General features: G+C 61.9%; 24 protein-coding genes. 11 read left to right on the top strand and 13 right to left on the bottom strand.

The annotated features are described in order from the left end of the window. The first annotated feature begins 26 nt into the window (after positions 1–26). Positions 27–278 (top strand): hypothetical protein, encoded by a 252-nt coding sequence (locus IF103_RS09975; protein WP_202676069.1) that lies wholly within the window; start codon positions 27–29, stop codon positions 276–278. Between the two features lie 419 nt (positions 279–697). Here the strand turns inward: IF103_RS09975 and IF103_RS09970 are convergent, their stop codons facing one another. Beyond that, complete coding sequence (locus IF103_RS09970; protein WP_023380138.1) at positions 698–1,621, bottom strand: LysR family transcriptional regulator; 924 nt, start codon at positions 1,619–1,621, stop codon at positions 698–700. 113 nt (positions 1,622–1,734) lie between these two features. On the opposite strand from IF103_RS09970, the gene IF103_RS09965 reads away from it, so the two are divergent. Then, a complete protein-coding gene (locus tag IF103_RS09965) occupies positions 1,735–2,808 on the top strand; it encodes an AbrB family transcriptional regulator (RefSeq protein WP_023380137.1) in 1,074 nt (357 codons plus the stop codon). Between the two features lie 179 nt (positions 2,809–2,987). Here IF103_RS09965 and IF103_RS09960 read toward each other — a convergent pair whose 3' ends face one another. After that, on the bottom strand, positions 2,988–3,467 hold the full coding sequence (locus IF103_RS09960) for a VOC family protein (RefSeq protein WP_104881885.1): 480 nt from the start codon (positions 3,465–3,467) through the stop codon (positions 2,988–2,990). 203 nt (positions 3,468–3,670) lie between these two features. Here IF103_RS09960 and IF103_RS09955 point away from each other — a divergent pair, with 203 nt between their 5' ends. Then, entirely contained in the window at positions 3,671–4,321 is a 651-nt protein-coding gene (locus IF103_RS09955; protein WP_202676068.1) for a TIGR04211 family SH3 domain-containing protein, read from the top strand. 87 nt (positions 4,322–4,408) lie between these two features. On the opposite strand, the gene IF103_RS09950 is transcribed toward IF103_RS09955, so the two are convergent. Both IF103_RS09950 and IF103_RS09945 read right to left on the bottom strand, forming a co-directional pair. After that, positions 4,409–5,359, bottom strand: coding sequence for a LysR family transcriptional regulator (locus IF103_RS09950; protein WP_023380134.1), 951 nt, complete (start codon positions 5,357–5,359; stop codon positions 4,409–4,411). 153 nt (positions 5,360–5,512) lie between these two features. Continuing rightward, positions 5,513–6,394: a LysR family transcriptional regulator gene (locus IF103_RS09945; RefSeq protein ID WP_202676067.1), complete on the bottom strand. Its 882-nt coding sequence runs from the start codon at positions 6,392–6,394 to the stop codon at positions 5,513–5,515. Positions 6,395–6,498: 104 nt separating this feature from the next. Here IF103_RS09945 and argC point away from each other — a divergent pair, with 104 nt between their 5' ends. Both argC and IF103_RS09935 read left to right on the top strand, forming a co-directional pair. After that, positions 6,499–7,434 carry an N-acetyl-gamma-glutamyl-phosphate reductase gene (gene argC / locus IF103_RS09940; protein WP_023380132.1) on the top strand — a complete coding sequence of 312 codons (936 nt, stop codon included), beginning with the start codon at positions 6,499–6,501 and terminating at the stop codon, positions 7,432–7,434. 85 nt (positions 7,435–7,519) lie between these two features. Continuing rightward, positions 7,520–8,206, top strand: coding sequence for a GNAT family N-acetyltransferase (locus tag IF103_RS09935; RefSeq protein WP_023380131.1), 687 nt, complete (start codon positions 7,520–7,522; stop codon positions 8,204–8,206). 60 nt (positions 8,207–8,266) lie between these two features. Here IF103_RS09935 and IF103_RS09930 read toward each other — a convergent pair whose 3' ends face one another. Continuing rightward, a complete protein-coding gene (locus IF103_RS09930; RefSeq protein ID WP_023380130.1) occupies positions 8,267–9,148 on the bottom strand; it encodes a LysR family transcriptional regulator in 882 nt (293 codons plus the stop codon). Between the two features lie 129 nt (positions 9,149–9,277). Between IF103_RS09930 and IF103_RS09925 the strand changes: the two genes are divergently transcribed. Further along, the gene (locus tag IF103_RS09925) at positions 9,278–9,637 is read left to right on the top strand and encodes a hypothetical protein (RefSeq protein WP_202676066.1); all 360 of its coding nucleotides are present in this window, start codon (positions 9,278–9,280) and stop codon (positions 9,635–9,637) included. A 139-nt stretch (positions 9,638–9,776) separates the two neighbouring features. Beyond that, complete coding sequence (locus IF103_RS09920; RefSeq protein ID WP_023380128.1) at positions 9,777–10,796, top strand: branched-chain amino acid aminotransferase; 1,020 nt, start codon at positions 9,777–9,779, stop codon at positions 10,794–10,796. A 51-nt stretch (positions 10,797–10,847) separates the two neighbouring features. Here IF103_RS09920 and IF103_RS09915 read toward each other — a convergent pair whose 3' ends face one another. From IF103_RS09915 to IF103_RS09890, 6 genes are read right to left on the bottom strand one after another with little or no spacing between them, the layout of a single operon-like run. Next, complete coding sequence (locus IF103_RS09915) at positions 10,848–13,034, bottom strand: lipase family protein (protein ID WP_238546546.1); 2,187 nt, start codon at positions 13,032–13,034, stop codon at positions 10,848–10,850. Positions 13,035–13,037: 3 nt separating this feature from the next. After that, a complete protein-coding gene (locus tag IF103_RS09910; RefSeq protein WP_023380125.1) occupies positions 13,038–13,823 on the bottom strand; it encodes a hypothetical protein in 786 nt (261 codons plus the stop codon). A gap of 3 nt (positions 13,824–13,826) precedes the next feature. Beyond that, positions 13,827–14,612 (bottom strand): hypothetical protein, encoded by a 786-nt coding sequence (locus tag IF103_RS09905; RefSeq protein ID WP_023380124.1) that lies wholly within the window; start codon positions 14,610–14,612, stop codon positions 13,827–13,829. 3 nt (positions 14,613–14,615) lie between these two features. Next, the gene (locus IF103_RS09900; protein WP_252189435.1) at positions 14,616–15,389 is read right to left on the bottom strand and encodes a hypothetical protein; all 774 of its coding nucleotides are present in this window, start codon (positions 15,387–15,389) and stop codon (positions 14,616–14,618) included. A 21-nt stretch (positions 15,390–15,410) separates the two neighbouring features. Next, the gene (locus tag IF103_RS09895) at positions 15,411–16,229 is read right to left on the bottom strand and encodes a DUF4123 domain-containing protein (protein WP_023380122.1); all 819 of its coding nucleotides are present in this window, start codon (positions 16,227–16,229) and stop codon (positions 15,411–15,413) included. Next, positions 16,226–18,298 carry a type VI secretion system Vgr family protein gene (locus tag IF103_RS09890; protein ID WP_202676065.1) on the bottom strand — a complete coding sequence of 691 codons (2,073 nt, stop codon included), beginning with the start codon at positions 18,296–18,298 and terminating at the stop codon, positions 16,226–16,228. Before IF103_RS09890 ends, IF103_RS09895 begins: the two co-directional genes overlap by 4 nt. Before the next feature lie 257 nt (positions 18,299–18,555). On the opposite strand from IF103_RS09890, the gene IF103_RS09885 reads away from it, so the two are divergent. Beyond that, entirely contained in the window at positions 18,556–19,236 is a 681-nt protein-coding gene (locus IF103_RS09885; protein WP_023380120.1) for a response regulator transcription factor, read from the top strand. Beyond that, a complete protein-coding gene (locus IF103_RS09880; RefSeq protein ID WP_202676064.1) occupies positions 19,214–20,605 on the top strand; it encodes a sensor histidine kinase in 1,392 nt (463 codons plus the stop codon). Before IF103_RS09885 ends, IF103_RS09880 begins: the two co-directional genes overlap by 23 nt. Before the next feature lie 104 nt (positions 20,606–20,709). Here IF103_RS09880 and cysS read toward each other — a convergent pair whose 3' ends face one another. Beyond that, positions 20,710–22,092 (bottom strand): cysteine--tRNA ligase, encoded by a 1,383-nt coding sequence (gene cysS / locus IF103_RS09875; protein ID WP_104881890.1) that lies wholly within the window; start codon positions 22,090–22,092, stop codon positions 20,710–20,712. 9 nt (positions 22,093–22,101) lie between these two features. Continuing rightward, the gene (locus IF103_RS09870) at positions 22,102–23,805 is read right to left on the bottom strand and encodes a glutamine--tRNA ligase/YqeY domain fusion protein (RefSeq protein ID WP_023380117.1); all 1,704 of its coding nucleotides are present in this window, start codon (positions 23,803–23,805) and stop codon (positions 22,102–22,104) included. 247 nt (positions 23,806–24,052) lie between these two features. Between IF103_RS09870 and IF103_RS09865 the strand changes: the two genes are divergently transcribed. Together IF103_RS09865 and lpxH are read left to right on the top strand one after the other, a co-directional pair. Then, on the top strand, positions 24,053–24,553 hold the full coding sequence (locus IF103_RS09865; RefSeq protein WP_104881891.1) for a peptidylprolyl isomerase: 501 nt from the start codon (positions 24,053–24,055) through the stop codon (positions 24,551–24,553). After that, positions 24,550–25,272 (top strand): UDP-2,3-diacylglucosamine diphosphatase, encoded by a 723-nt coding sequence (lpxH, locus tag IF103_RS09860; protein ID WP_023380115.1) that lies wholly within the window; start codon positions 24,550–24,552, stop codon positions 25,270–25,272. The genes IF103_RS09865 and lpxH overlap by 4 nt, the downstream gene beginning before the upstream one ends. Positions 25,273–25,296 lie beyond the last annotated feature (24 nt).

Here is a 25,296-nt window from a genome sequence, read left to right as displayed (position 1 = left end):
GAAACGGGCTGGTACAGGCCACGGGAATGTCAGGTCCGATCACCCCCACGGTCATCCCCGACGTCATGATTCACCCCATCATCCGCCCCCTGCCCCACGCTGTGGGGCCCACCCACATCATGGTTGGCTTCGTGATTCGCTTCGTGATTGGCCTCGTGGTTGGCCTCATGGCTGGCACCATCATCTGCCCCGTTGCGACCGCTCTCACCACGGCCCGAGCCGGCATTGCCGCCTTCGCCACCGTGTCCGCTGCCACTGCCGCCATGGCCACCGCCTGAGCCTCCGCCACCACCATGCCCTCCACCACCGCCACCGTGGCCGCCTCCGCCGCCTCCGCCGCCTCCATGGCCTCCACCGCCTCCACCGCCTCCACCTCCACCGCCGCCACCGTCTTTCGCATAAGCAGTGGATACGCCACCGAGCGAGTCCGGCACCCACACCGCCGATGCCGACAGCAAGCCGCCGATGGCCAACGCCAACAAGCATTTTTTAAGCATTGATGAGCCTCCGCCAGGAGTTGCACCGGGCAACTCAAGAATTGCGTCCCCCCATAGGGCGACTTGCCGACCAGCACGGCCTTCCTGCGTAGCGAACGAACGAGATCCATCAGGGCCTGCCGGGGAATATTGCAGAATGTTACTTATGCCCTGAGCGTAGATTCAGCGTGCCGCTTGTCATCAACCGGCCATCAGAATCCTCAAGCACCGTCGCTTCGCCGCCATTCACTACCCAGGAAGCTCACGCCCTTTTCCCTCAGCAACTCCACCATCGAGCTTGCCGCCGGTGGCAAATACCCTTGAGCGCGCACCGATACCGCAACGGTTCGCCGCATCGTGGTCTCCTCCAGCGGCACCTCGCGCAAACCCGAACGGCCCAGACCGTGCTCCAGCGTTTCCCGCGCCACGAAACTCAGCAGACGGGTGCGGGCGATCAGCCGGGGTAGAAGCGAAATCGAATTGGTCTCGATCTGTACCTGCGGGGAAGGCAATTGCTGGGCCATGAACACGTTGTCGATCCAGCGCCGAGCCGTGACCGTGGGGCCACCCAACACCCAGCGATAGCGGCACAGGTCCTTCAAGGTGATGGGGCCGGCAAACACCGGATGGTCCTCGCTGGCCACGACCACTGCTTCGTCTTCAACGATCGGGTAGGTGGTGAACTGCGGGTCGTCGGCGATCTGCGGCGAGATGATCACATCCAGCTGGCCAGAGCGCAGCGACTCCTTGAGCACATCGTCCTGAGCGATGGACAGTTTCAGCGTCAGCTCCGGCGCCCGCTCAAGCAGGACCGCCGTCAGGTTCGGCAACAGATGATCGGCCATGCTCGCGGCGCAGCCAAGGCGAATGTTGCCCACCAGCCCGCTGGCGAAATCGCGCACTTCACGCTCGGTTTGCGCGATGTTCATCTGCAATTGCTTGCCACGGGCCAACAGCAGCTTGCCGACTTCGGTCAGTTTGATCCGCCGCCCATCCCGCTGGAACAGGCGCGTGCCCAACGACTCTTCAAGACGCTGGATGCTCTTGCTCAGCGCGGGCTGGCTGCGATTGAGCTGTTCGGCAGCCCGGCCCAGATGCCCGAGTTCGGCGATGGTTTCGAAATACGTCAGGTCGCGAAGGTCCATGATTCATGAATTTCAGTTATGGATTCATCAAAAGTAGAAAATAGACTTGATCGGTTGCCCCGTCGATACTTTTCCCCGCACACCGCGTTATCGCTGCACAAGGAGTCTCGACCTTGCAGACCTCTGCCTCCGGCAACCCCAAGACCTTCGTCAAATGGTTCGCGCTACTGATAGGCGCCGGTGCCTTCGGCCAGTTGTTGCATACCCTGTCCGTACCGGCAGGCTTGTTCCTCGGCCCCATGCTGGTGGCCATCGTGTTCGGTATAGGCGGTGCGCGCCTGTCTCTACATCGTCAGGCGTTTCGTTTCGGCCAAGGTTGCGTCGGCCTGCTGGTGGCGCACGCGGTGAGCTGGTCGGTATTGATCTCGATGGCGCAGTCCTGGCACCTGATGCTGGTCGCCACCTTCATCACCGTGGCCCTGAGCGCCTTGGTGGGCCTGGGCACGGTGCGCTTTGGCGGCATTCCCGGCAGTACCGCTGCCTGGGGCACCGCTCCTGGCGCTGCGTCGGCGATGGTGTCGATGGCTGAGGAAAACGGCGCAGATGGCCGCGTAGTGGCCACCATGCAGTATGTGCGCGTGGTGTGCGTGGTGATGATCGGCTCGCTGGTCAGCCACCTGCTGGGCGCCACGCCGGGGCCTGGCGCGGCGGCGAACGCCCCTGCGATCAGCGAGGCACCGCATCTGCTCAATAGCCTGCTCAGTGTTGGCGTGGTGGTGGTCGGCATTGCCGCCGGCAACCGAATGCCCGCGGGGGCTCTGCTGATGCCATTGTTGCTCGGTAGTGCGCTGCAGCTGAGCGGGTTGCTGACGATCACCCTGCCCGAACCCTTGCTGGCCGTGGCCTATGGCGCCATTGGCTGCTACATCGGCCTGCGCTTCGACCGGCAGACCGTACGCTACGTGTGGACACACCTGCCGACCATGATAGCTGGAGCCTTGGTGCTGATCGTGCTGTGCGCTGCCTGCGCCTGGCTGATGGCCAAGGCGATGGGCAGCGACTTCCTGTCGATGTACCTGGCCACCAGCCCCGGTGGGCTGGATGCCATGGCGATCATCGCGGTTGAGACCCATGCCGATGTCGGCCTGGTGCTGGCCATGCAGACCTTGCGTTTGTTCGGAGTGATTCTCACCGGCGCCTACTGCGCGCGGCAGATCATACGGCTTACCCAGGCGCCCCGTCCTTAGGGTCTGTATGAAACGTCTTGAGACGAAGGTCAGGCAAGGCGAAAACAGCCGAGGAAGCGGAGTTTACAGCTTGTAAATGAGCATTCCGAGGCTGTTTTCAACGCAGCGTCACCGAGTATCAAAGCTTTACGTACAGAGCCTAGAGCCCACCCGCCGCCAAGGCCTGCCAGTCTTGCCGGTCAGCCTTTCAATGCCGCCTCGATGGCAGCCACATCGATCTTGCCCATGGTCATCATCGCCTCGAACGCTCGCTTGGCCGCTGCGGGATCAGGGTGACTGAAGGACTCGAGCAACACTCTGGGCGTGATCTGCCATGACACCCCCCACTTATCCTTGCACCAACCACACACGCTTTCCTGGCCGCCGTTGCCCACGATGGCGTTCCAGAAACGGTCGGTTTCGGCTTGGTCTTCGGTACAGACCTGGAACGAAAACGCCTCGGTCTGCTTGAACGCCGTGCCCCCATTGATGCCTACGCAGGGTAAGCCCATGACGATGAATTCCACAGTGATCACGTCGCCGACCTTGCCCGAGGGGAAGTCAGCCGGCGCCTTGTGCACGGCGACTACCCGACTATCGGGGAAAACACTGGCATAGAAGTTCGCCGCTGCTTGCGCATCCTTGTCGAACCAGAGGCAGAGGGTGTTCTTGGCAGTCATGGCCATGCTCCAGGAGCGTTGAAGGAACCATCAGTCTAGCGCCTTGGCTCGCGTGCATCCCTGCAACATTCTGCAGACATTTCCGACATTAGGCAGTGAACCTGCCTACAAAAATGCGGTCATTCCCTGACGGTCAAACCAGCGACCGGTTCACCGGCCTATTCACCGGGCCATTTTCTGTCCAGTTCCAGCGAAGACCCAACATGCCTGATTCCCGCCCCTCTGCCCCTGTCCTCCCTGCCCTGCGCGGCAGCCTGATCGCCGCGCTGGTGGCCCTCGCCGTTCCGGTGCATGCTGAAGAACCCGCCAGCGATGCGCGCTGGGTCAGTGACAGCCTGACCACCTACGTGCGCAGTGGCCCTACCGATGGCCACCGCATCGTCGGCAACCTCAAGTCCGGACAAAAGGTCACGCTCATTGGCAGCCAGGGTAACTACAGTCAGGTACGCGGGCAGAATGGCGACTTGGTGTGGATCCTCAGCACCGACTTGCAGTCGGTGCCAGGCCAGAGCGAACGCCTGCCGCAACTCGATGCCCAGGTGGCGGAGTTGTCCGGTCAGCTGAAAACCATCGACGACAGCTGGAAGAACCGCGTGCAGGGTATGCAGGAAACCCTCGACTCACGCAAGAAACTGATCGATGAGCTGGAGGCGCGCAACAAGGCGCTCAGTGAACAGCTCGACCAGAGCCAGTCCAGCTTGCGCGACACCCAGGCGCGCCTGGGCGACGAGAACAAGCAGGTGATGATGCGCTACATGGTCTATGGCGGTAGCATCGCTGGCGCAGGTTTGCTGGCCGGGCTGATCCTGCCGTCGCTGAGCCGAGGCCGCAAGAAGAACGACCGCTGGTTCTAGGGGCTGTGGGAAAAGGCTTGGAACGAAGGTCAGGCAAGGCTGTTTTCAACGCAGCATCACCGAGTATCAAGGCTTTTCGTACACAGCCTAAGGGCGTGTGGGCAGCCCTGCCACAGTGCGGGCCTGCCCCAGGCTTGCACCGCTGAACAGAAAGTCGATCAGCACCCGCACCCGCAAGGGCATGTGCCGCGCCTGTGGGTAGATCAACATGAACGGCCGTGAAGTGCCGCCAAAATCACGCAACACTTCCACCAGCTCGCCACGCTCCAGAGCATCCTGTACCGTGAAGCGATAGGCCTGCATCAAGCCCGCGCCATGGCGTACCAGCGTGGCGGTGGCCAGGAAGTCGCCCTGGCAGGTGAACGATCCGTGGGTCTCCAGCTCCAGCTGCCGACCGTCCTGGCGAAAGCTCCAGGGCGGACGGCGGCCGCTGCTGGGGAGCTCGAACTGGATGCATTCATGCCGAAGCAGGTCTTCGGGCACCTGTGGCACGCCGGCCCGGGCCAAGTAGCCGGGCGTTGCCACCACCACCAGCTCGGCATCTTCCAGCCGCCTTGCCACCAGCCGCGAATCCGCGGGCTCACGACCGCGAATGGCGAGATCGAACGGCTCGTCGGCGAAATCGACATTGCGATTGCTGACGTGCACATCGATTTGCACCTGCGGGTACAGCTCACGAAAGCGCGGCAGCAGCGGCAGCAGACGGTGATGGGCATAGGGTGTCGGGGCGCTGATGCGCAGCCGGCCACTGGGCTCGAGCTGCCCACCGGCGACCTGGCGCTCGGCCTCGACCAGCTGCCCCAGTGCCTGGCGGCATTGCTGGTAATACGCCAGGCCGGCCTCAGACAGGCGCATATGGCGGGTGGTACGCACGAACAACCGCACCCCCAGACGCTCCTCCAGGCGGGCCACGCTGCGACTCACCGCTGCTGGGGTAACGCCGGCCTCGTTAGCGGCCGCCGTGAAACTACCGGTGTCGGCGGCAAGGCAGAACAGCTCCAGGCTACCCAGTTGCAGGTCATCGAAATGGCGGGTCATGGCGACTCTATTGATTACATGAAGTATCGATTGAAATGGCCTGCGGACCTTTTTTCAAGTCCGCAATGGCGCCTTCAGTCGCCCGGTCACCGAAACCCAGCCGCCAGCGGAGTGAGTATCGGGCCTCTTCAAGCACATCGGCAATGAGCCAGTCTACTGCCGCAACCGCTCCAACGCCTCCAGCACATACCCCGTGGCCCGGTCGTGCTCCCCTTCCCGGCAGGCAATACCCAACTGCCGCCACAACCCCGGTCGCAACGGGCGCCGGGCAACCCTGGGGTCGAACTCTGCCGCTGCGCCCTCCTGAGGCAGCAATGTCGCGCCATACCCCGCGCCCACCAGGCTCTTGATCGCATCGTTGTAGTTCAGTTCGATGCGCGGTACCGGGTACAACCCGGCCGCCGCGAACCACTCGGCGGTCACCCGTGACAGCTGGGTGCTGTTGTCATTGAGGATCAATGCGCGCTGCCCCAGCCAGGCTGGCGTCACCTTGGCCGGAGGCTGCCAGTCACTGGGCATGAAGGCCATGATCGGGTCACGCCGCCAGGGTGTGACCCTCAGCCCTTTGCCCGCCACCTGCGGCAATGCCACCAGGCCAATATCCAGCGTGCCGTCACGCAGCCGTGTCAGCGAAGCCTGGGAGGTCAGCACCTGTACCTGCACATCGACCCCTGGATGCGTCTGGCGCAGGTGCTCCAATGCCTGGGGCAGCAGGTGGGCGATGGCGCCGGTCGAGGCTCCCAGTCGCACGCGCCCCGTCAGGCCCTCGACCTGCCGGCGCACCTCGTCCAGCGCCAGGTCGGCATCGGCCAGCAGGCGGCGGGCACGCACCAGCAGGGTTTCGCCGAGGGCGGTAGGCCGAACCTGGCTGCGGTTGCGCAGCAGCAGCGCAGCCCCGACCCGTGCCTCCAGTTCCGCTACATGGAGACTGATGGTCGCAGGCGCCAGGTTGAGCTGTCGGGCCGCTTCGGCGAACGACCCCATATCGGCGATCACCACCAAGGTACGAAGTCGATCCAGGCTGATTTCTCGCATGGTGTTAATTCAGAATTTATGAATACAAGCATCATGATATTCAAATTTTCTTTAGTCCAGCGACGCGCGAGCATAGGCCATCCCTCCGCCACCGGAACTCGACCATGCACACGCCACTTGTCTTCATCGACGGCGACCAAGGCACCACTGGCCTGCACATTCACGCCCGCTTGCAAGGCCGCGACGACCTGCGCCTGATTACCCTCCCCGAGGCTGACCGAAAGCACCCACAACGCCGCGCAGAGGCCATCAACAATGCCGACATCGCCCTGCTCTGCCTGCCCGACGACGCCGCCCGCGAAGCCGTTGCAGCGCTGCGCAACCCGGCCGTACGCGTGATCGACGCCAGCTCCGCCCACCGCACAACCCCCGGCTGGGTCTATGGTTTGCCAGAGCTGGATGAGCAGCAGGCTGAGCGCATCGCCCAAGCCAAACGCGTCAGTAACCCTGGCTGCTACCCCACCGGCGCCATCGCCCTGTTGCGCCCGCTGATCAAGGCCGGACTACTACCAGCCGACTACCCCCTGAGCATTCATGCCATTTCCGGGTACTCCGGCGGTGGCCGATCAGCGGTCGAGCGCTACGAACAGGCGTCAGCAGACAGCCCCCCTGCCCTGCAACTCTATGGACTGGAACTGGCGCACAAACACGTGCCGGAGATCCAGCAACATGCCGGGCTGTCGCAACGGCCGATGTTCCTGCCAGGTTATGGCGCCTATCGCCAGGGCATCGTGCTGAGCATTGCCGTGCAGTTGCGCCTGCTGCCAGGCAACGTCCGCGCCGAACAGCTGCAGGCCTGCCTGGAGCAGCATTACCAGGGCGCGCGCCATGTCCAGGTGATGCCACTGCACCAGCACGGGCCAGCGGCAGCGCTCGACCCTGAAGCCCTGAACGACAGCAACGACCTGCGACTGGCGCTGTATGCCAACCCCGCGCATGGCCAGGTGCTGCTGACGGCGGTGTTCGACAACCTGGGCAAAGGTGCATCGGGCGCGGCCGTGCAGAACCTGGACCTGATGCTGGCGGCGCTGCGGGCCTGAGCCTGCTCGGCAAAAACGGGTAGACTGTGGGTCCTGCGCCAGCGTGGCGCAGCCTAAGCCCTTGCCAGCCGGAGCCCGTCCACCGATGTTCATCCTGAGCCGCCTCGACAGCGTGCCGCCCGAGTCCTTCCAGAACCAGATTCGCCAACTGGTGATCGAAAACGTCGGCGACCTGAGCAGCGTCGCCATCCGCGTCGAGAATCCGCTGTACCCGTTGTATCAGTACGGCGTTGGCATGGAGGTACACCAGTATCTCCAGGCCCTGGACGGCACGCGTGGGCTGCGGGTGACACTGACCCTCGCCCTGGACGCCGATGCACCGGACCAACTGCTCGGGTTCGCCCTGGCGTTACCGGCCCAGGACAACGACCAGGCCTGCGCGCTGACCTTTCTTGCGGTACGGCCAAGCCACCGCCGCCAGGGCATCGCCCGTGCCCTGCTGACGGACCTCAAGACGCGCTACGCCTGCGTCGAGCTCAACGCCTTCGCCGGCCAGGTACCGTGGTTCGAAAGCATGGGAATGCAAGTGGTGGCCGCCAATGGGCCGCAGGTATTGATGAGCAGCACCGGCCACGCCAGCGGCGCGCTGATTGGCCGACTGGATATCGCGCCGATCTACCAGACCACGGAAGTGCACCAGATCCATACCTACCTGCTCAACCAGCAAGGCGAGGACGCCATGATCGACGCTGAACAGCAGCGTGATGAATGGCTGGATGAACTGACGGTGCAAGCTGCGGGGTGTGTCAGGCAGCGCAAGACCGTGCATTGATCGCGCGAGCGCGGATCGCGGCAGCCGCGCAACGTCCGCCGCACGGCAAGGGGGGGGCTGTCAGATCCCGTCCACAGCCAGCATTTGCTTGAGCACATCCGCCAGCGCCTTGACCATCACATCTGCTGTCGGGCGATGCAGGATCACGATTTCATAACTGTCCACCTCCGGCAGCCCTTGCGCCAGCCCGAGGGTGCGATGCTCACCGGTCGCGGCCCGTGGTGGCAGCAGGCTGATGCCCATCCCATCGGCCACCGCGGCCTGGATCCCGCTCAGGCTCGAACTCGTGAAGCTGATGCGCCAGCGCCGCCCCATGCCCTCGATGGCGCTGATCATGTCATCGCGATACAGCCCGCGCGGAGGAAACGTGACCAAGGGTACCGGGTCGAGCTCGAACGATGGCAGGCGCACGCTGTCGATCCACTGCAACCGCTCCGGCCAGCACGCCACCCCTTCGCGGCTGTTGCGCCGCTGCTTGAGCAACACCAAGTCCAGTTCACCGTTGTCATAGGACTGGCTGAGGTCGCGACACAGCCCACTGGTGACCTCCAGCTTGACCTGCGGGTGCTGGCGACTGAACGCCGACAACGCATGGGTGGTGCGTCCGCCGACGAAGTCCTCCGGCACGCCAAGGCGTACGGTCACGCCGACCATGGCACCGGCCAAGGCTTCGAGCATCTGGTCGTTCAACGCCAGCATGTGGCGGGCATAACCGAGCAGGGTCTGACCGGCATCGGTGGGCAGCACGTCACGATTGCCACGCACCAGCAGGCGGTGGCCAACCATTTCTTCCAGGCGGCGAACCTTCTGGCTGATGGTCGACTGTGTCGAGTGCAAGCGTGCCGCGGCCGTGGTGAAGCTGCCGCAGTCGGCCACCACGACAATGGCTCGGAGCAAGTCGAGGTCGAAGAGGGCTCTATTCGATTTAGCGCTGATGGACATCTGGGTATTCAACTTCTGAATGGCACCCCTGCGTTCTATCACGCCTGCCCCCGCCCGTGCAAAAACCAACCTCGACATTAACTGCGCTAAAGTGACGGTTTTTTCCACACACTGCCGCCAGGAGGCCTGGTGAAAGCCCTGAACAAACGTGAACTGGCGCGTAGGGAGCGCGAACTGATCGCCTGCCTGACCGAAGCCTGTGAAACCGCCAAGGCCGAAATTGTCGGTTTCGCCTGGCTCACCCATCGCCTGGATCCCGATGCATTCCCCGGCAGCCTGCGTATTACCTGGGTATTCGACCGCGAAGCGGACAAGGACGCAGCCCTGGGCAGCCCTCAGAAGGCGCGTATGCTGGCACTGACAGCCCAGGCGCTCGACGAAGCCAGCATTCGTCTGGACCATGTGGCCTGGCACGTGCGTTTCGACAGCGAAGAGGCCTGCGCCCGCCGCCATGGCGGTGACTGGAACCGACGCCTGCAGGAGCGCTGACAGGCAGGCCGATTGACGTGAGCGGCAGCCAATTCGTGACTGGCCGTTCCCGATCCGCGACGGATGTATTATCGTGGCGAGGTGCGCATATCACAGCAGCCCGAGTAGATCGGGCATCTGCAAGACAATCGAGGGTGTCATGAGTAACGAGAGCATTAACTGGGACAAGCTGGGTTTCGACTACATCAAGACCGACAAGCGCTACCTGTCCGTGTGGCGCAACGGCGAGTGGGACAAAGGCACCCTGACCGAAGACAATGTGCTGCACATCAGTGAAGGCTCCACCGCCCTGCACTATGGCCAGCAGTGCTTCGAAGGCCTGAAGGCCTATCGTTGCAAGGACGGCTCGATCAACCTGTTCCGCCCCGACCAGAACGCCGCACGCATGCAGCGCAGCTGCGCACGCCTGCTGATGCCGCAAGTGCCGACCGATGTATTCATCGAAGCCTGCAAGCAAGTGGTCAAGGCTAACGAGAAGTTCGTTCCGCCGCACGGCAAAGGTGCCCTGTACCTGCGTCCGTTCGTGATCGGTACCGGTGACAACATCGGCGTGCGCACCGCCCCCGAGTTCATCTTCTCGATCTTCGCCATCCCGGTAGGCTCGTACTTCAAGGGCGGCATGAAGCCGCACAACTTCCAGATTTCCAGCTTCGACCGCGCAGCCCCGCAAGGCACCGGTGCGGCCAAGGTCGGTGGCAACTACGCAGCCAGCCTGCTGCCGGGCGCCGAAGCCAAGAAGGCGCACTTCGCCGACGCCATCTACCTGGACCCACTGACCCACTCGAAGATCGAGGAAGTCGGTTCGGCCAACTTCTTTGGCATCACCGCCGACAACGAATTCGTCACCCCGAAATCGGCCTCGGTACTGCCGGGTATCACCCGCCTGTCGCTGATGGAACTGGCGCAATCGCGCCTGGGCCTGACCGTGGTCGAAGGCGATGTCGAGATCAACAATCTCGGCCGCTTCGTCGAAGCCGGTGCCTGCGGTACCGCTGCCGTGATCACCCCGATCGGTGGTATCGAATACAACGGCAAGCTGCATGTATTCCATGACCTGGAAAAAGTCGGCCCCGTTACCCAGAAGCTCTACAACGAGCTGACCGGCATCCAGAGCGGTGACGTCGAAGCGCCAGCGGGCTGGATCGTCAAGGTCGCCTGATAGCCCACGCGCCAGTCAAAAGGGGCATGCCTTTGTGGGTGTGCCCCTTTTTCATATGAGGTTCAGCGGGTCATTCGGGTCGTCCACAGCATCCAGGTAGGCGAGGATGTCGTTGTAGGTCATGGCTGGCGTCACGGGCTCGACGGGCGCCAACTCAGCGGGTGCCTGGGCAAGCGGTTCGGTTCGGGCGTTCTGCGCATGGGCATGCCAGCGCGCCAATGCGGCCATGAGATGAGGTGTGCCAGCATGCTCGCCATAGATATCGGCTGCACTGATAGGAGCATGGTTCAAGGTCGCCAGGCGCTCGCGAGTGACACTGATACGGCTCAACTCCTGCTCCACCTGCTTTTGGCTTGGCTCATGGGTGCGCGCGTAATGGTCACCGCCAGCCAGACGTGCTCGGCGCCTGACCAACTGTTCGCTGATAGACTTCAAGGCCTCTTCGACCAGCTGTAGTTCTCGTCGGGTGACCGCAGGTGCCCGATCGGCCAGTGCTTGCTGGTGGCGGCGCAACACTGCCCAGCAGGCCGGTAGGTAACCGGCCGTCATGGCGTGATCCGCAACACTGATCGAGCGAAGCTCCGGCAAACCATCGACCTTGCGCAGGTAGCGACTGCACAGGGCCTGATCGGTGATGGTATCGCAGCCCGGGCTCCACAGAATGGCCGACGATGTGTGCGGCGTCAGCGCGATCGGCATGAAATGGCGCAGGTTGCCGTGATGTTCGTAATGTTCGCCCTCCTGGTTGACCAGGCCTGTGCGCAGGATTTTCATGCCAAGCATGGCATCGATCTGCATCACCAAGGCGCCTTGGGCCATGACGTCGTAGCGCGGGTTCATCCAGGGTAGCGGGGCGTTGGGGATGACGTCGTCATGGTTGACGATGCGGTGGTGGATGAGGTCGGCAGCGTTGCGGGTGAAGGTGACGTCACCGGCGCGGGGGGCGCCGTAGGTGTAGAGTTGGATGGCAAACTCTTTGGAAGTGCGGCGCAGCATTTCGGCCAGGATCAAGGCAACTGCTCCGCCAAGACTGTGGCCGCAGATGATGAGATTCTTTGAATAGTCGAACTGATCAAGGTACGACATCGCGAAATCAAAGGCCTTGAGCGCTGACTCATAAAAACCACGATGGACGCGACCTTCTCCTTGCTCGAAGGGCACTTGGAGTGCGTCAACATCTCGAAGAAAGTCCGCTGCTTCGTTTGTTCCGCGTATTGCAATCAGAGCATATTCAGATGTGTGAGTGATGAAGGCCTGGGTGTCCGTTGCATCGCTGAGACCTCTGTCATCCAAAAAATGCAAGCGCGCCGGATTTTGTTGGTCGTTTCCCAGGCTTGGGTCGTTCACTGGATACAGAGCGGGGTCAAACGGCACGATTTCCAGACGTCTGGAATAGGCCACCTCTTCGAGTATTGGGTACATGGGTTCCGATTGCTCTGGGTCGACACGCCAGATTTCATTGAACGTGTTCAACGCACTCCCGAACCAGTTACCACTGGTGGGTATGAACGGAAAGCTGACCGTAGAAGCCAGCACGGGGTGCTCGTCCGGGTCCTGTCCAAATGGGTTGTAGCTGAGCGTCGCCATCAACGCCAACTGATACAAGTTCAGCGCACAGAACTCGGCGTTCGCCGATAGCAGCGGTCGCAATGCCCGGAGCGGACGCACTTCAAGCACAGTATGAGCCTGAGGCGCGAGGCATACGCCGCGCTCGCCATACTTTCCCATGATGGCACTGAGTGCTTTGTTGGGGTGAAAACTACGATCAACCAAAGGTGGTAAATGACAGTTGTATCGCACCAGCTCGCTGATCTCGACCTGATAAAAATGGTTGGTTGTCGCTTGGGCAGGGTTACTTGTCGTTCTGGAGCCATCAGCATTCACATGACGCGTTTGTTCTGCGCGCACCTGAATCTCTGTAATCTTCAGAGGGAAATACTCTCGTTGCATGAGGCCGCTGTAAAGCTTGTCAGTGCCAACATATTCGCTTTCGAATCGAAGTGAGACCGCACCGTGATGATGATTGGAGACGACCCCACGCCCTCCTGGATCAAGCGTCCCGTTGTAACTTACGCCCTCACTGTCGACCACTTCATAATACAGACCGGCATAGGGTTCGCCTGAACCCTTTTCGTCCACTAGCTGAAATGTGGTTTCGCACCCACGATCAGGGCACTGCAACATTCGGCCACCCAACGAGTCGGCCAACTCTGTTGCCAGAGAGTAATTTTCCTTCAAAACTCACTCCTCACAGCCTGGATAAATTGTGCAACGCCTACCATCAGGCATCGTAAATTCGCTGAAATCGGTGTAATTTCCATGGCAGTACCCTTGAAGGTCATCAGGCCCATCCCCTGCACATCGTTTCCAACCATTTGGAAACTTCACCCATGTATCCCCCCAAGACGGACGCTCTTCACCGCCCACTCGAATATTCATCCGCACCGTTTTCCCTGGTAGTTGATCGAGCGTATACGCCGCAAAGGGATGGCCCAAACCACGCTCTCCGCGCTCATTGTCTTTTCTGCATGCCAGCAATTTGCGTATCACCCGATCCCTCCCCATCGTCCTGAACATCCATCGACAAACTCCAAAGAAAACATCTTCGTTCGCCTCATTGAATTCACGATGGTACTTTTCCTCCAACACTTCATAGATCCCGATATTTGCCGGATCTCCAGTGAATTGGTGGAATTCACTTCCATACTTTGCACGTATCTTCAACTCCAGATGCCGCACCACCATCGGGCAGCCCTTGACCATCTTGCGAATTTCGATGGTCGTCACGGGGAGGTAGTTTTTCCGCCAGTCCTTATTGATCGACACCCCACGAAACCCTCCAGCGTCGCACGTGGGGTCCGATTCGTGCCTGTACCACGCCACGCCGTGATAGGAAAAGTTCGGCGGCAACTCACCTATCAACGTAAAGGTATTGGTCTTGTCATCACCGCAACCAGCCAGTAGCGCCACAACGCCAAGCCCTAGAATAGGTTTTCCTGCCCTGGCAGTATTAACGCCCAACTTCATCCATCACTCCTCACAACCTGGGTAAATTGTGCAACGCCTACCATCAGGCATCGTAAATTCGCTGAAATCGGTGTGATTTCCGTTGCAGTACCCTCTAACATCCTCAGGCCCCCTTCCCTTACATCGTTTCCAACCATTTGGAAACTTAACCCATGTATCTCCCCAAGACGGACTCTCTTCACCGCCCACTCGAATATTCATCCGCACCGTTTTCCCTGGTAGCTGATCGAGCGTATACGCCGCAAAGGGATGGCCCAAACCACGCTCTCCGCGCTCATTGTCTTTTCTGCATGCCAGCAATTTGCGTATCACCCGATCCCTCCCCATCGTCCTGAACATCCATTGACAAACTCCATAGAAAACATCTTCATTCGCCTCATTGAATTCACGATGGTACTTTTCCTCCAACACTTCATAGATCCCGATATTTGCCGGATCCCCGGTGAATTGGTGAAATTCACTTCCATACTTTGCGCGTATCTTCAACTCCAGATGGCGCACCACCATCGGGCAGCCCTTGACCACCTTGCGAATTTCGATGGTCGTCACGGGGAGGTAGTTTTTCCGCCAGTCCTTATTGATCGACACCCCACGAAACCCTCCGGCGTCGCACGTGGGGTCCGATTCGTGCCTGTACCACGCCACGCCGTGATAGGAAAAATTCGGCGGCAACTCACCTATCAACGTAAAGGTATTGGTCTTGTCATCACCGCAACCAGCCAGTAGCGCCACGACTCCAAGCCCTAGAATAGGTTTTCCTGCCCTGGCAGTATTGACGCCCAACTTCATCCATCACTCCTCACAACCTGGGTAAATTGTGCAACGCCTACCATCAGGCATCGTAAATTCGCTGAAATCGGTGTAATTTCCATTGCAGTACCCCCTATGATCCTCAGCCCCTTTTCCTGCACAACGTTTCCAGCCATTTGGAAACTTCACCCATGTATCTCCCCAAGACGGACGCTCTTCACCGCCCACTCGAATATTCATCCGCACCGTTTTCCCTGGTAGCTGATCGAGCGTATACGCCGCAAAGGGATGGCCCAGACCACGCTCACCACGCTCGTTATCTTTTTTGCATGACATCAACTTCACGAGCATCCGATGCCTACCCATCGTCCTGAACATCCACTCACACACCCCATAGAAAACATCTTCGTTCGCCGCATTGAATTCACGACGGTACTTTTCATCAAGCACTTGATAAACCCCGATATTCGCCGGGTCACCAGCTATTTCATGAATCGTATTTCCATACTTTGCACGTATCTTCAATTCCAAATGCCGCACCACCATCGGGCAACCCTTGACCACCTTGCGAATTTCGATGGTCGTCACGGGGAGGTAGTTTTTCCGCCAGTCCTTATTGATCGACACTCCACGAAACCCTCCGGCGTCGCACGTGGGGTCGGATTCGTGCCTGTACCACGCCACGCCGTGATAGGAAAAATTCGGCGGCAACTCACCTATCAACGTAAAGGTATTGGTCTTGTCATCACCGCAACCAGCCAGTAGCGCCATGCCGCCAAGCCAGCACAACTGTTTAATCATCCGTTGAGCACTCATGCTCCCTGACCTCTCGTTTCGTCAGCCCACCGTGCGATAGCGCAACCGGTGCAGATGCATCTGCGGACTTTCCCCAGCCTGTGGCCCCCACTCCTCTGGCAACACCAACCCCGGCATACTCAGGCTCTGCACCAGCAAGAACTCGCGTTGCTGCGGCGTCTCCCAGCCCCAGGCGCGGGCACGCGCCAGTTGCGTACGCAACCAATCAGGGTGACCAGGGGGTTCGAACACCTTCAGGTAGGCCGCGAAGTGGTGGGCCAGGAGGAATCGATGTGCATTGGCCAGCAACACCGCTTCGCTGCCTGAGCCGTGCGCCAGCCAAACAGGCGCTGTCGGCAAGGGATGATCACCGGGCAACGGGTTGTCGACCTGCGCCCACCGCTGCCCGTCCCAGTAGCAGATGCTGATGGCCTGCCCCAGGTAGGCAGGCAGGGCAGCCGAGGGCAACCGCTGCAAGGCCGCCGCCAGAATGCGGTTGTCATGGAAGCGGTACAGCGCCTGCTGCGGTCGCTGGCCGATCAACAGCCGCGCCCGCCAATGCGCAGCCCAGGCGGCCAGCGCATCGGGGGCCAGGCTGGCCAGCCAGCCCCAATGCCGTTGTGGCTGATCCAGCAGCGCCTGAACGGTCTTCGCCTCGGGCTCGCCAATCAAGAAGCAACTCGGCCCCAGGGTCGCCATGTGCGCCACTTCGGTCTGGGCATAAAACGCACACCAGCGCTCGCTCGGCAGGCACGCGAGCAGGGACGTGCGCTCGTCGAAGCCGCTGTCCAGCACCAAGGCAATCTCGCGACCGCAGGCGCGCTGCTGCGCCATCCAGGCCCGAGGCGATACCGCCCTCATTGCACACCTCCCAACGCCGCCACGCCTTCGCGGCAGCCCTCGCAAACCGGGCAATAGGCCGCTCCGAGTAACCGGCTCTGCTGCATCAACGCCGCTTGCGTCGGCGCCATGCTCGCCGGCAATGCCCCCGGTACCTGTACGCCACCCCCCTGCCCTGGCGACAAGGGGTTGGCGACGAGACTGGCAGCCGGCACGCCACCAAGCTGAACGGGACTGCTGGCGAAGATCCCGGCGCCATTGATGACCAGGTGCTGACCTGCGACTCTCAGGGTGATACTCGCCCCACCCTCCACGACCACCTCACGCTCCGCCGACAGCTGCATTTGCTGACCGGCATGCTGGGCGAGCACGGTGCCGACCCGGACCTGACGACCCAGGTCGACGGTCAGGTGATCGCTGGAGCGCAGCAGGACACGGCGGTCGCCGCCGACCGTGCACCCTGCCTCGGCCTCCAGCGTGACGTGGCTGTCGCCCTTGACCAGCACCTGCTGGCGGTTGCCGACCTCCAGCAGGCTGTCATGCTCGACCCATTGCTCGAAATCGCGCTGTGCGCGCAGGTACAGCAATTCGTTGCCGTCGCGGTCATCCATGGCCAACTCGTTGTAGCCACCGCTGCCTCCCAGGCTGCGACTGCGCAAGACGGTACGGGCCTTGGCGTCCGGCAGCGCATACGGTGAAGGGTGCAGGCTGTCGGGCAGACACCCGCTGACCACTGGTTGGTCCGGGTCGCCATCGAGAAAGCTCACCACCACTTCCATACCGACCCGCGGCAAGCACACCGCACCATGACGATCACCGGCCCAACTCGACATCACCCGCAACCAGCAGCTGCTGTGTTCGTTGCCCTGGCCTTCACGGTCCCAGTAAAACTGCACCTTGACCCGTCCCAGTTCGTCGCAGTACACCTCCTCGCCCTTGGGCCCGGTCACCCGCGCGGCCTGGCAACCAGGCATGCGCGGCGGGGGACGGGTCATGGCCGGACGGTAGATGACGTCCCAGGGCGTGGCAGTGAAGTGATTGGCATAGCGCGGCGCTTCGCTGACGGCCCCCTCCTGGCCACCGTTCTCCTCCAATACCTGTGGCTGACGCCCCTCATGGCGTAGGCTGGTCAGCAGCCACAGGTCGTTGAAGTCAGCGCGGGGGTGGCCCGTCAGGCTCATCAAGTGGCCACTGACCAGGAGAGGTTCATCACTGTCGCCCTGGGCCTGGCGGTGGTCGACCCGGCAACGCTCCAGGGCACGCTTGCTCATCGTGCTGCCACGGCGCTGCTCCAACGTCTGGCGCAGGCCGCCCGGGTAGGCGTAAAACTCGATATCCGGCGCACGTAGCCCGGTATTGCTACGGCTGGCATAGGCCAGCGGCGCAGCGGCCTTGCGAAAGTCATGGTCGCGCAGTTCCACGCGGCTTACCGTGGTCTGCACCGCCACACTGAATGCCTGGATGACCGGCCCGTCGGGTTGCAGCCCGGCGGGCGGCACGAACGGGACCGCGGTGGCCAGTTTCGGGAAATAGGACTGGTGATCGGCGAACACCACCCGATGCCCCTGCGGCGAATGGACGAAGTGGTAATGAATGCCCTCTTCCTGGCACAACCGCTCGACGAAGGCCAGGTCGCTCTCTGCGTATTGCACGCAGTAATCGCGGGGCGGTGATGGCTCGGCGAGGTGAAACTGGTAGGCGTCGGACAGTATGCCGTGCTCTTCGAGCAGGCGGGCGACCACCTGAGCAACCGTGCGGCCCTGGAAGATGCGGTGGTTGCGACGCAGTCCCAGGCGGGCCATTTGCGGCTCTAGCCTGGCGTGGTAGTGGGTCAGGCGCTTGCCGCTGGCACCCTGGCGCAAGCGCGAAATCACGCCATGCACACCGCTGCCCCGTGTGTCGAAGGCGAGAAACGCCTGCTGGTTGAGCAGTGTTTCCAACGGCAGGTCGGCGCGCTCGCTGACCAGTTCGATATCGAAAGAGAACAGGCTGCTGATGCCTTCGCCGCCGCTGAAGGCCAGCACGCGCATGTCATCGGGCAACCTGTCCGCAAGAAAGCGAATTGCCCCGTAGCCATATGACTTGAACATCCGATGTCCTTTGATGTGGGTTGGACCAATGCCTGTCAATCGGCAAAGACCGGAACCTACCAAGAACATCCGCGAATATATGTAGGACGCTTCACTACTGAATGTAGGATTGATCTAAATCCGCCCAACAACCGGCTTGGCGCAGAGGCGGCGGCTCGGCCAACGCTTGCTACCCGGTGGCAGATGAATTTTTCTTAAATTCCGGGCAGTCTATTCTTTGGCACAATCCAGTCTCCATTCGCCGCCCAGGAACCAGCATGCCACGCGTACTGACCATCGAAGACGACGCCGTCACCGGCCAGGAAATCGTCGCCGAACTCACCAGCCACGGCCTGGAAGTGGATTGGGCCGACAATGGCCGTGAAGGCCTGGCCAAGGCCATTGCCGGTGGTTATGACCTGATCACCCTGGACCGCATGCTGCCCGAGGTCGACGGCCTGACCATCGTCACCACCCTGCGCAACCTGAAGATCGCCACGCCGATCCTGATGATAAGCGCCCTGTCCGATGTCGACGAGCGGGTACGTGGCCTGCGCGCCGGCGGGGATGACTACCTGACCAAGCCGTTCGCATCGGATGAAATGGCCGCGCGGGTCGAAGTGCTGCTGCGGCGCAACAGCGTGCCCATGACCCAGACCCGCCTGCAGGTCGCCGACCTGGAGCTGGACTTGATCAGCCACGAGGCACGTCGCGGCGAGCAGACCCTCAACCTGCTGCCCACCGAGTACAAGTTGCTGGAGTACCTGATGCGCCACGCCGGCCAAGTGATCACGCGGATGATGATTTTCGAAGAAGTCTGGGGGTACCACTTCGACCCTGGCACCAACCTGATCGACGTCCACATCGGCCGTCTGCGCAAGAAGATCGACTCACCCGGCCAGTCGCCGCTGATCCGTACCGTACGGGGCTCCGGCTATGCCATTGCTGAACCCGTCTAAGGGCTGGAGCTCGTCCACCAGCCGCCTGCTGGCGCTGTACAGCTTCCTGTTCGTGGCCTGGAGTTGCATCCTCATGGGGGTGCTGTACTTCGAGGTGTCCAGTTACCTGAACAAGCTCACTCGCCATTCCATGCTGCAGCGCCAGCACTTGTTCGCGCACATGAGCGGCAAGCAACTGGACGATGCCCTGATCGCCAGCCAAGCCTTCGAAGAGCGCAGTTTCGACGCCTATGGCCTGTTCGACGCGCAGCTCAACCCGATTGGCGGGCGTATTCGCGCCATACCTCAGGAACTTGGGCTGGACGGCAAGGTGCATGAGCTCAAGCGCTGCCTGGATGCCGATGACCCGCACATGCCGCGAGACAGCTGCGATGCCGTGGCCATCAAGGTGCAGGATGGCCGCTGGCTAGTGCTGGTGCGCGACAATGGCTCGTTGTTCGTGGTCACCCGGATCATCCTGCATGCCTTGCTTTGGGGCATCTCGCTGACCCTGATCCCAGGCTTCGCTGGCTGGTACCTGCTGCGCCGCCGCCCTCTCAAGCGCATCCGCGCGATCCAGGCCCAGGCCGAACTGATCGTCGCCGGCGACCTCACCCACCGCCTGCCGCTGTCGGCACGGCGTGACGAGCTGGATATGCTGGCGGCCATCGTCAATGCCATGCTCGACCGTATCGAGCGGCTGATGCACGAGGTCAAGGGCGTGTGTGACAACATTGCCCATGACCTGCGCACGCCGTTGACCCGCCTGCGCGCGCAGCTGTATCGAATTCGCCAGCAAAGCACCGTCGACTCGGCCGAAGCCGAGGCGCTGGACCAGGCGATTGGCGAAACCGATACGCTGATGGCGCGTTTTCGCGGGTTGCTGCGCATCAGTGAACTGGAGGACCGCCAACGCCGGGCCGGCTTCGTGCAGCTGGATCCGCATGGCCTGCTGGTGGAGCTGCATGACTTCTACCTGCCGCTGGCCGAGGACGGTGGCATACGCCTTTATCTGGAACAGCCCGCGCAACTGGCGGCGCTACACGGCGACCGGGAACTGCTGTTCGAGGCGCTGGCCAATCTGGTCGGCAACGGGATCAAGTTCACCCCCGAGGGCGGGCGTGTGGTCATCTCGGCGACCCAGGACGAGGCCGGGGTGCATATCGCCATCGAAGACAGCGGGCCGGGCATTCCTGAAGAGGAGCGCGCCGCGGTGTTGAAACGCTTCTATCGCAGCGAGGAAGGTCACCGTCATGCAGGGTTCGGGCTGGGGCTGTCGATCGTGGCGGCGATCGTCGACCTGCATGGGTTCGCGCTGGAAATTGGGGCCAGCGAGTTCGGTGGGGCGAAGTTGGTGATGCATTGCCCGCTGGCGGGGCTGGCCAAGTAACGACCGGGACTGCCTCGCAGCCCAATCGCCGGCACGCCGGCGCCTACATGACACTGAGAGATCCTGTAGGTGCCGGCGTGCCGGCGAACGATCCGCTAACGCGATCAGTCGGCCAGACGCCAGGTGGTCCCACCCTTGCTGTCTTCCAGCACCACGCCCATGGCGGTCAGCTGGTCGCGGATACGGTCCGATTCAGCCCAGTTCTTGTCGGCACGTGCCTGCAGACGCGCCTGGATCAGCGCCTCGACTTCGGCCGCATCGACCTTGCCCTCGGCACCGGCGCGCAGGAAGTCATCAGCCTCCAGCTGCAGCACACCCAGCACATCCCCCAACTCACGCAGACGCCCCGCCAGGCCGGCAGCGGCCTCCAGGTCAGTCTCCCGCAGGCGGTTGATCTCGCGTACCAGGTCGAACAGCACGGCGCAGGCTTCGGGCGTACCGAAGTCGTCGTTCATCGCCACGCTGAAGCGCTCGACGAACTCTTCGCCCCCCTTGGCTGCCACGCGCGGCAGGCCACGCAAGGCGTGGTAGAACCGCTCCAGGGCGCCCTTGGCATCACGCAGGCTGTCCTCGGAGTAGTTGATCGCGCTGCGGTAATGGCTGGCCACCAGCAGGTAACGCACCACTTCGGGGTGATACTTGTCGAGCACGTCGCGAATGGTGAAGAAGTTGTTCAACGACTTGGACATCTTCTCGCCATTGATGCGGATCATGCCGCAGTGCATCCAGGCGTTGGCGTACTGCTTGCCGGTGGCCGCCTCGCTCTGGGCGATCTCGTTCTCGTGATGCGGAAACTCAAGGTCGCTGCCGCCACCGTGGATGTCGAAGCTCTCGCCCAGGCAGCAGGTGGACATCACCGAGCACTCGATGTGCCAGCCCGGACGGCCAGGGCCCCACGGCGAATCCCAGTACGGCTCGCCCGGCTTGACGCCTTTCCACAACACGAAGTCCAACGGGTCCTGCTTGGCTTCGTCGACTTCGATGCGGGCGCCGATGCGCAGGTCTTCGATCTTCTTGCGCGACAGCTTGCCGTAACCGACGAACTTGCCGACGCGGTAGTACACGTCGCCATTGCCCGGGGCGTAAGCGTAGCCTTTGTCGATCAGGGTCTGGATCATCGCATGCATGCCGGCGATATGGTCGGTGGCACGCGGTTCCAGGTCCGGCTTGAGAATGTTCAGGCGGCGCTCGTCCTCGTGCATCGCGTCGATCATTCGGGCAGTCAGCGCGTCGAACGACTCGCCGTTCTCGTTGGCCCGGTTGATGATCTTGTCATCGATGTCGGTGATGTTGCGCACATAGGTCAGCTCATAGCCGCTCTTGCGCAGCCAGCGGGTGACCAGGTCGAAGGCCACCATGCTGCGACCGTGGCCCAGGTGGCAGTAGTCGTACACGGTCATGCCGCAGACGTACATGCGCACCTTGTTGCCATCGAGCGGCTTGAAGACTTCCTTGGTTTTGCTCAGCGTGTTGTAGATGGTAAGCACGGCGGTTCCTTAGCTGCCCCAGGAGTCACGCAGGGTGACGGTGCGGTTGAACACCGGACGGCCAGGCTGGCTGTCCTTCAGGTCGGCGCAGAAGTAGCCTTCACGCTCGAACTGGAAGCGGTCTTCCGGCTGTGCCTGGGCCAGCGATGGTTCGGCACGGCAACCCGTCAGCACTTGCAGCGAGTCCGGGTTGATGTTGTCGAGGAAACTGCCACCGTCTTCGGTTTTCTCCGGGTTGGCGGAGCGGAACAGACGGTCGTACAGGCGCACTTCGCATTCGACGCTGCCTTCGGCCGGTACCCAGTGGATCACACCCTTGACCTTGCGGCCTTCAGGGTTCTTGCCCAGGGTGTCGGGGTCATACGAGCAGCGCAGCTCGACGATGTTGCCGTCGGCATCCTTGATGGCTTCGTCGGCACGGATCACGTAGCTGCCGCGCAGGCGCACCTCGCCGGCTGGCTCCAGGCGCTTGTAACCCTTGGGCGGCTCTTCCATGAAGTCGTCACGGTCGATGTACAGCTCGCGGGCGAATGGCAGTACGCGCACGCCCATGTCTTCCTTCGGGTGACGCGGCAGTTCGAGCTGCTCGACCTTGCCCTCCGGGTAGTTGGTGATGACCACCTTCAGCGGACGCAGCACGCACATGGCACGAGGCGCGGTGCGGTCCAGGTCGTCACGGATGCTGAACTCGAGCATCGACATGTCGACCACGCCGTCGGAACGGTTGGTGCCGATCATTTCGCAGAAGTTGCGGATCGACGCTGGGGTATAGCCGCGGCGGCGGTAGCCCGACAGGGTCGACATGCGCGGGTCGTCCCAGGCCTCGACGTGCCCTTCGTCGACCAGCTGCTTGAGCTTGCGCTTGGAGGTAATGGTGTAGTTCAGGTTCAGGCGGCTGAACTCGTACTGGCGCGGGTGCGCCGGTACCGGCAGCTTGTCCAGGAACCAGTCGTACAGCGGACGGTGGCTTTCGAATTCCAGGGTGCAGATCGAGTGGGTGATGCCTTCGATGGCGTCCGACTGACCGTGGGTGAAGTCGTAGTTGGGGTAGATGCACCACTTGTCACCGGTCTGGTGGTGGTGGGCGTGACGGATGCGATACAGGATCGGGTCGCGCAGGTTCATGTTCGGCGAGGCCATGTCGATCTTGGCACGCAGCACGCGCTCGCCATCCTTGAACTCACCCGCCTTCATGCGGGCGAACAGGTCCAGGTTCTCCTCGACGCTGCGCTCGCGGAACGGGCTGTTCTTGCCAGGCTCGGTCAGGCTGCCACGGTATTCCTTGGCCTGCTCCGGGGTCAGGTCGCAGACGTAGGCGTTGCCCGACTTGATCAGGTCCACGGCCCACTCATGCAATTGCTCGAAGTAGTCCGAGGCGTAGCGCACCGGGCCCGCCCACTCGAAGCCCAGCCACTTGACGTCGCGCTGGATGGAGTCGATGTACTCCTGGTCTTCCTTGGCCGGGTTGGTGTCGTCGAAACGCAGGTGGCAGACGCCGCCGAACTCCTTGGCCAGGCCGAAGTTCACACAGATCGACTTGGCGTGGCCGATGTGCAGGTAGCCATTGGGCTCTGGCGGGAAGCGGGTGACGATGCTGCTGTGCTTGCCCGAGTCCAGGTCGGCCTGGACGATCGGCCGCAGGAAGTTCGCAGGGACGGCGGGGGCGCCTTTGGCAGCGGCGTTGGGCGCGTTGTCGGCAGTGGGCTTGCTCATAGGATCCTTGAATGCACGTGTCCGGCCTGGGTAGGCCGATTGAATCAAAGGGCCTATCATAGCCGAAGCAGTCAAGCTGCTGACAGCCGGGCTCGGACAAACTGCCGCGATTTATCGCTGCTATTTGTCGCAAGCTGGCAAAATAGCCGACGCAGGCCATGTGTCGTGCCGGCCGGATCCTGCGTCAGTTGCCATTATGCGCCTGACGCACCCTATTCCCGAATGCCTTGAAAGAGCGAATTTCAGCATGTCCAAAGTCAAACTGAGCACCAACCACGGCGACATCGTCCTGCAACTGGACGCCGAGAAAGCGCCGAAAACCGTTGAGAACTTCGTTCAGTACGTCAAAGACGGCCACTACGACGGCACCGTCTTCCACCGCGTGATCAAGGGCTTCATGATCCAGGGCGGCGGCTTCGAAGCCGGCATGAGCCAGAAGAAGACCCGCGCCAGCATCCAGAACGAAGCCGACAACGGCCTTAAGAACAAGAAGTACAGCATCGCCATGGCCCGGACCATGGAGCCGCACTCGGCCTCGGCGCAGTTCTTCATCAACGCCAACGACAACGACTTCCTCAACCACAGCGGCAAGAACGTTCAGGGCTGGGGCTATGCCGTGTTCGGCGAAGTGATCGAAGGCCGTGAAGTCGTCGACGCCATCGAAACGGTCGCCACCGGTTCCAAGGCTGGCCACCAGGACGTGCCGAAAGACGACGTGGTCATCGAGAAAGCCGAGATCATTGAGTGATTCTGCTGATCTCCGATCTGCACTTGCAAGAAGAACGCCCGGACATAACCCGGGCGTTTCTTGATCTGCTCGACGGTCGTGCCCGCCACGCCAAGGCGCTTTACATCCTTGGTGACTTCTTCGAAGCATGGATCGGCGACGACGCGATGTCGCCCTTCCAGCAGTCGATCGGCCAGGCCATGCGCCAGCTGAGCGACAGCGGCACGGCGATCTACCTGATGCATGGCAATCGTGATTTCCTGATCGGCCAGGACTTCTGCGAAGCCGCCGGCTGCACGCTACTGACCGACCCAAGCGTGATCGAGCTCGGTGGCGAACAGGTGCTGCTGATGCACGGCGACACCCTGTGCACCCGCGACCTGGCCTACATGAAGCTGCGTCGATACCTGCGCAACCCGGTTAGCCTGTGGGTACTGCGCCACCTGCCGCTATCCACGCGGCAGAAGCTGGCGCGCAAGCTGCGCAGCGAAAGCCGCGCGCAGACACGCATGAAAGCAACCGAGATCGTCGACGTCACGCCCGAAGAGGTCCCGAAGGTCATGGCGGCGCACGGTGTGCGCACCCTGGTCCATGGCCATACCCACCGACCGGCGATTCACAAGCTGGTGGTCGAAGGTGAGCCAGCGCGGCGCATCGTTCTGGGCGACTGGGACCGTCGGGGCTGGGCCCTTCAGGTGGACGAGCAAGGGTTCCAGCTGGCGCCTTTCGAGTTTTCCTGATGCTGTCGATCCTATCGCCGGCAA

The sequence above is a fragment of the Pseudomonas sp. SK2 genome, from assembly GCF_016772395.1.
In the GTDB taxonomy this organism is placed as follows: domain Bacteria; phylum Pseudomonadota; class Gammaproteobacteria; order Pseudomonadales; family Pseudomonadaceae; genus Aquipseudomonas; species Aquipseudomonas taiwanensis.
The sequence above is the reverse complement of the archived record's forward strand: the minus strand, read 5'-3'. Positions and strand labels throughout refer to the sequence as shown.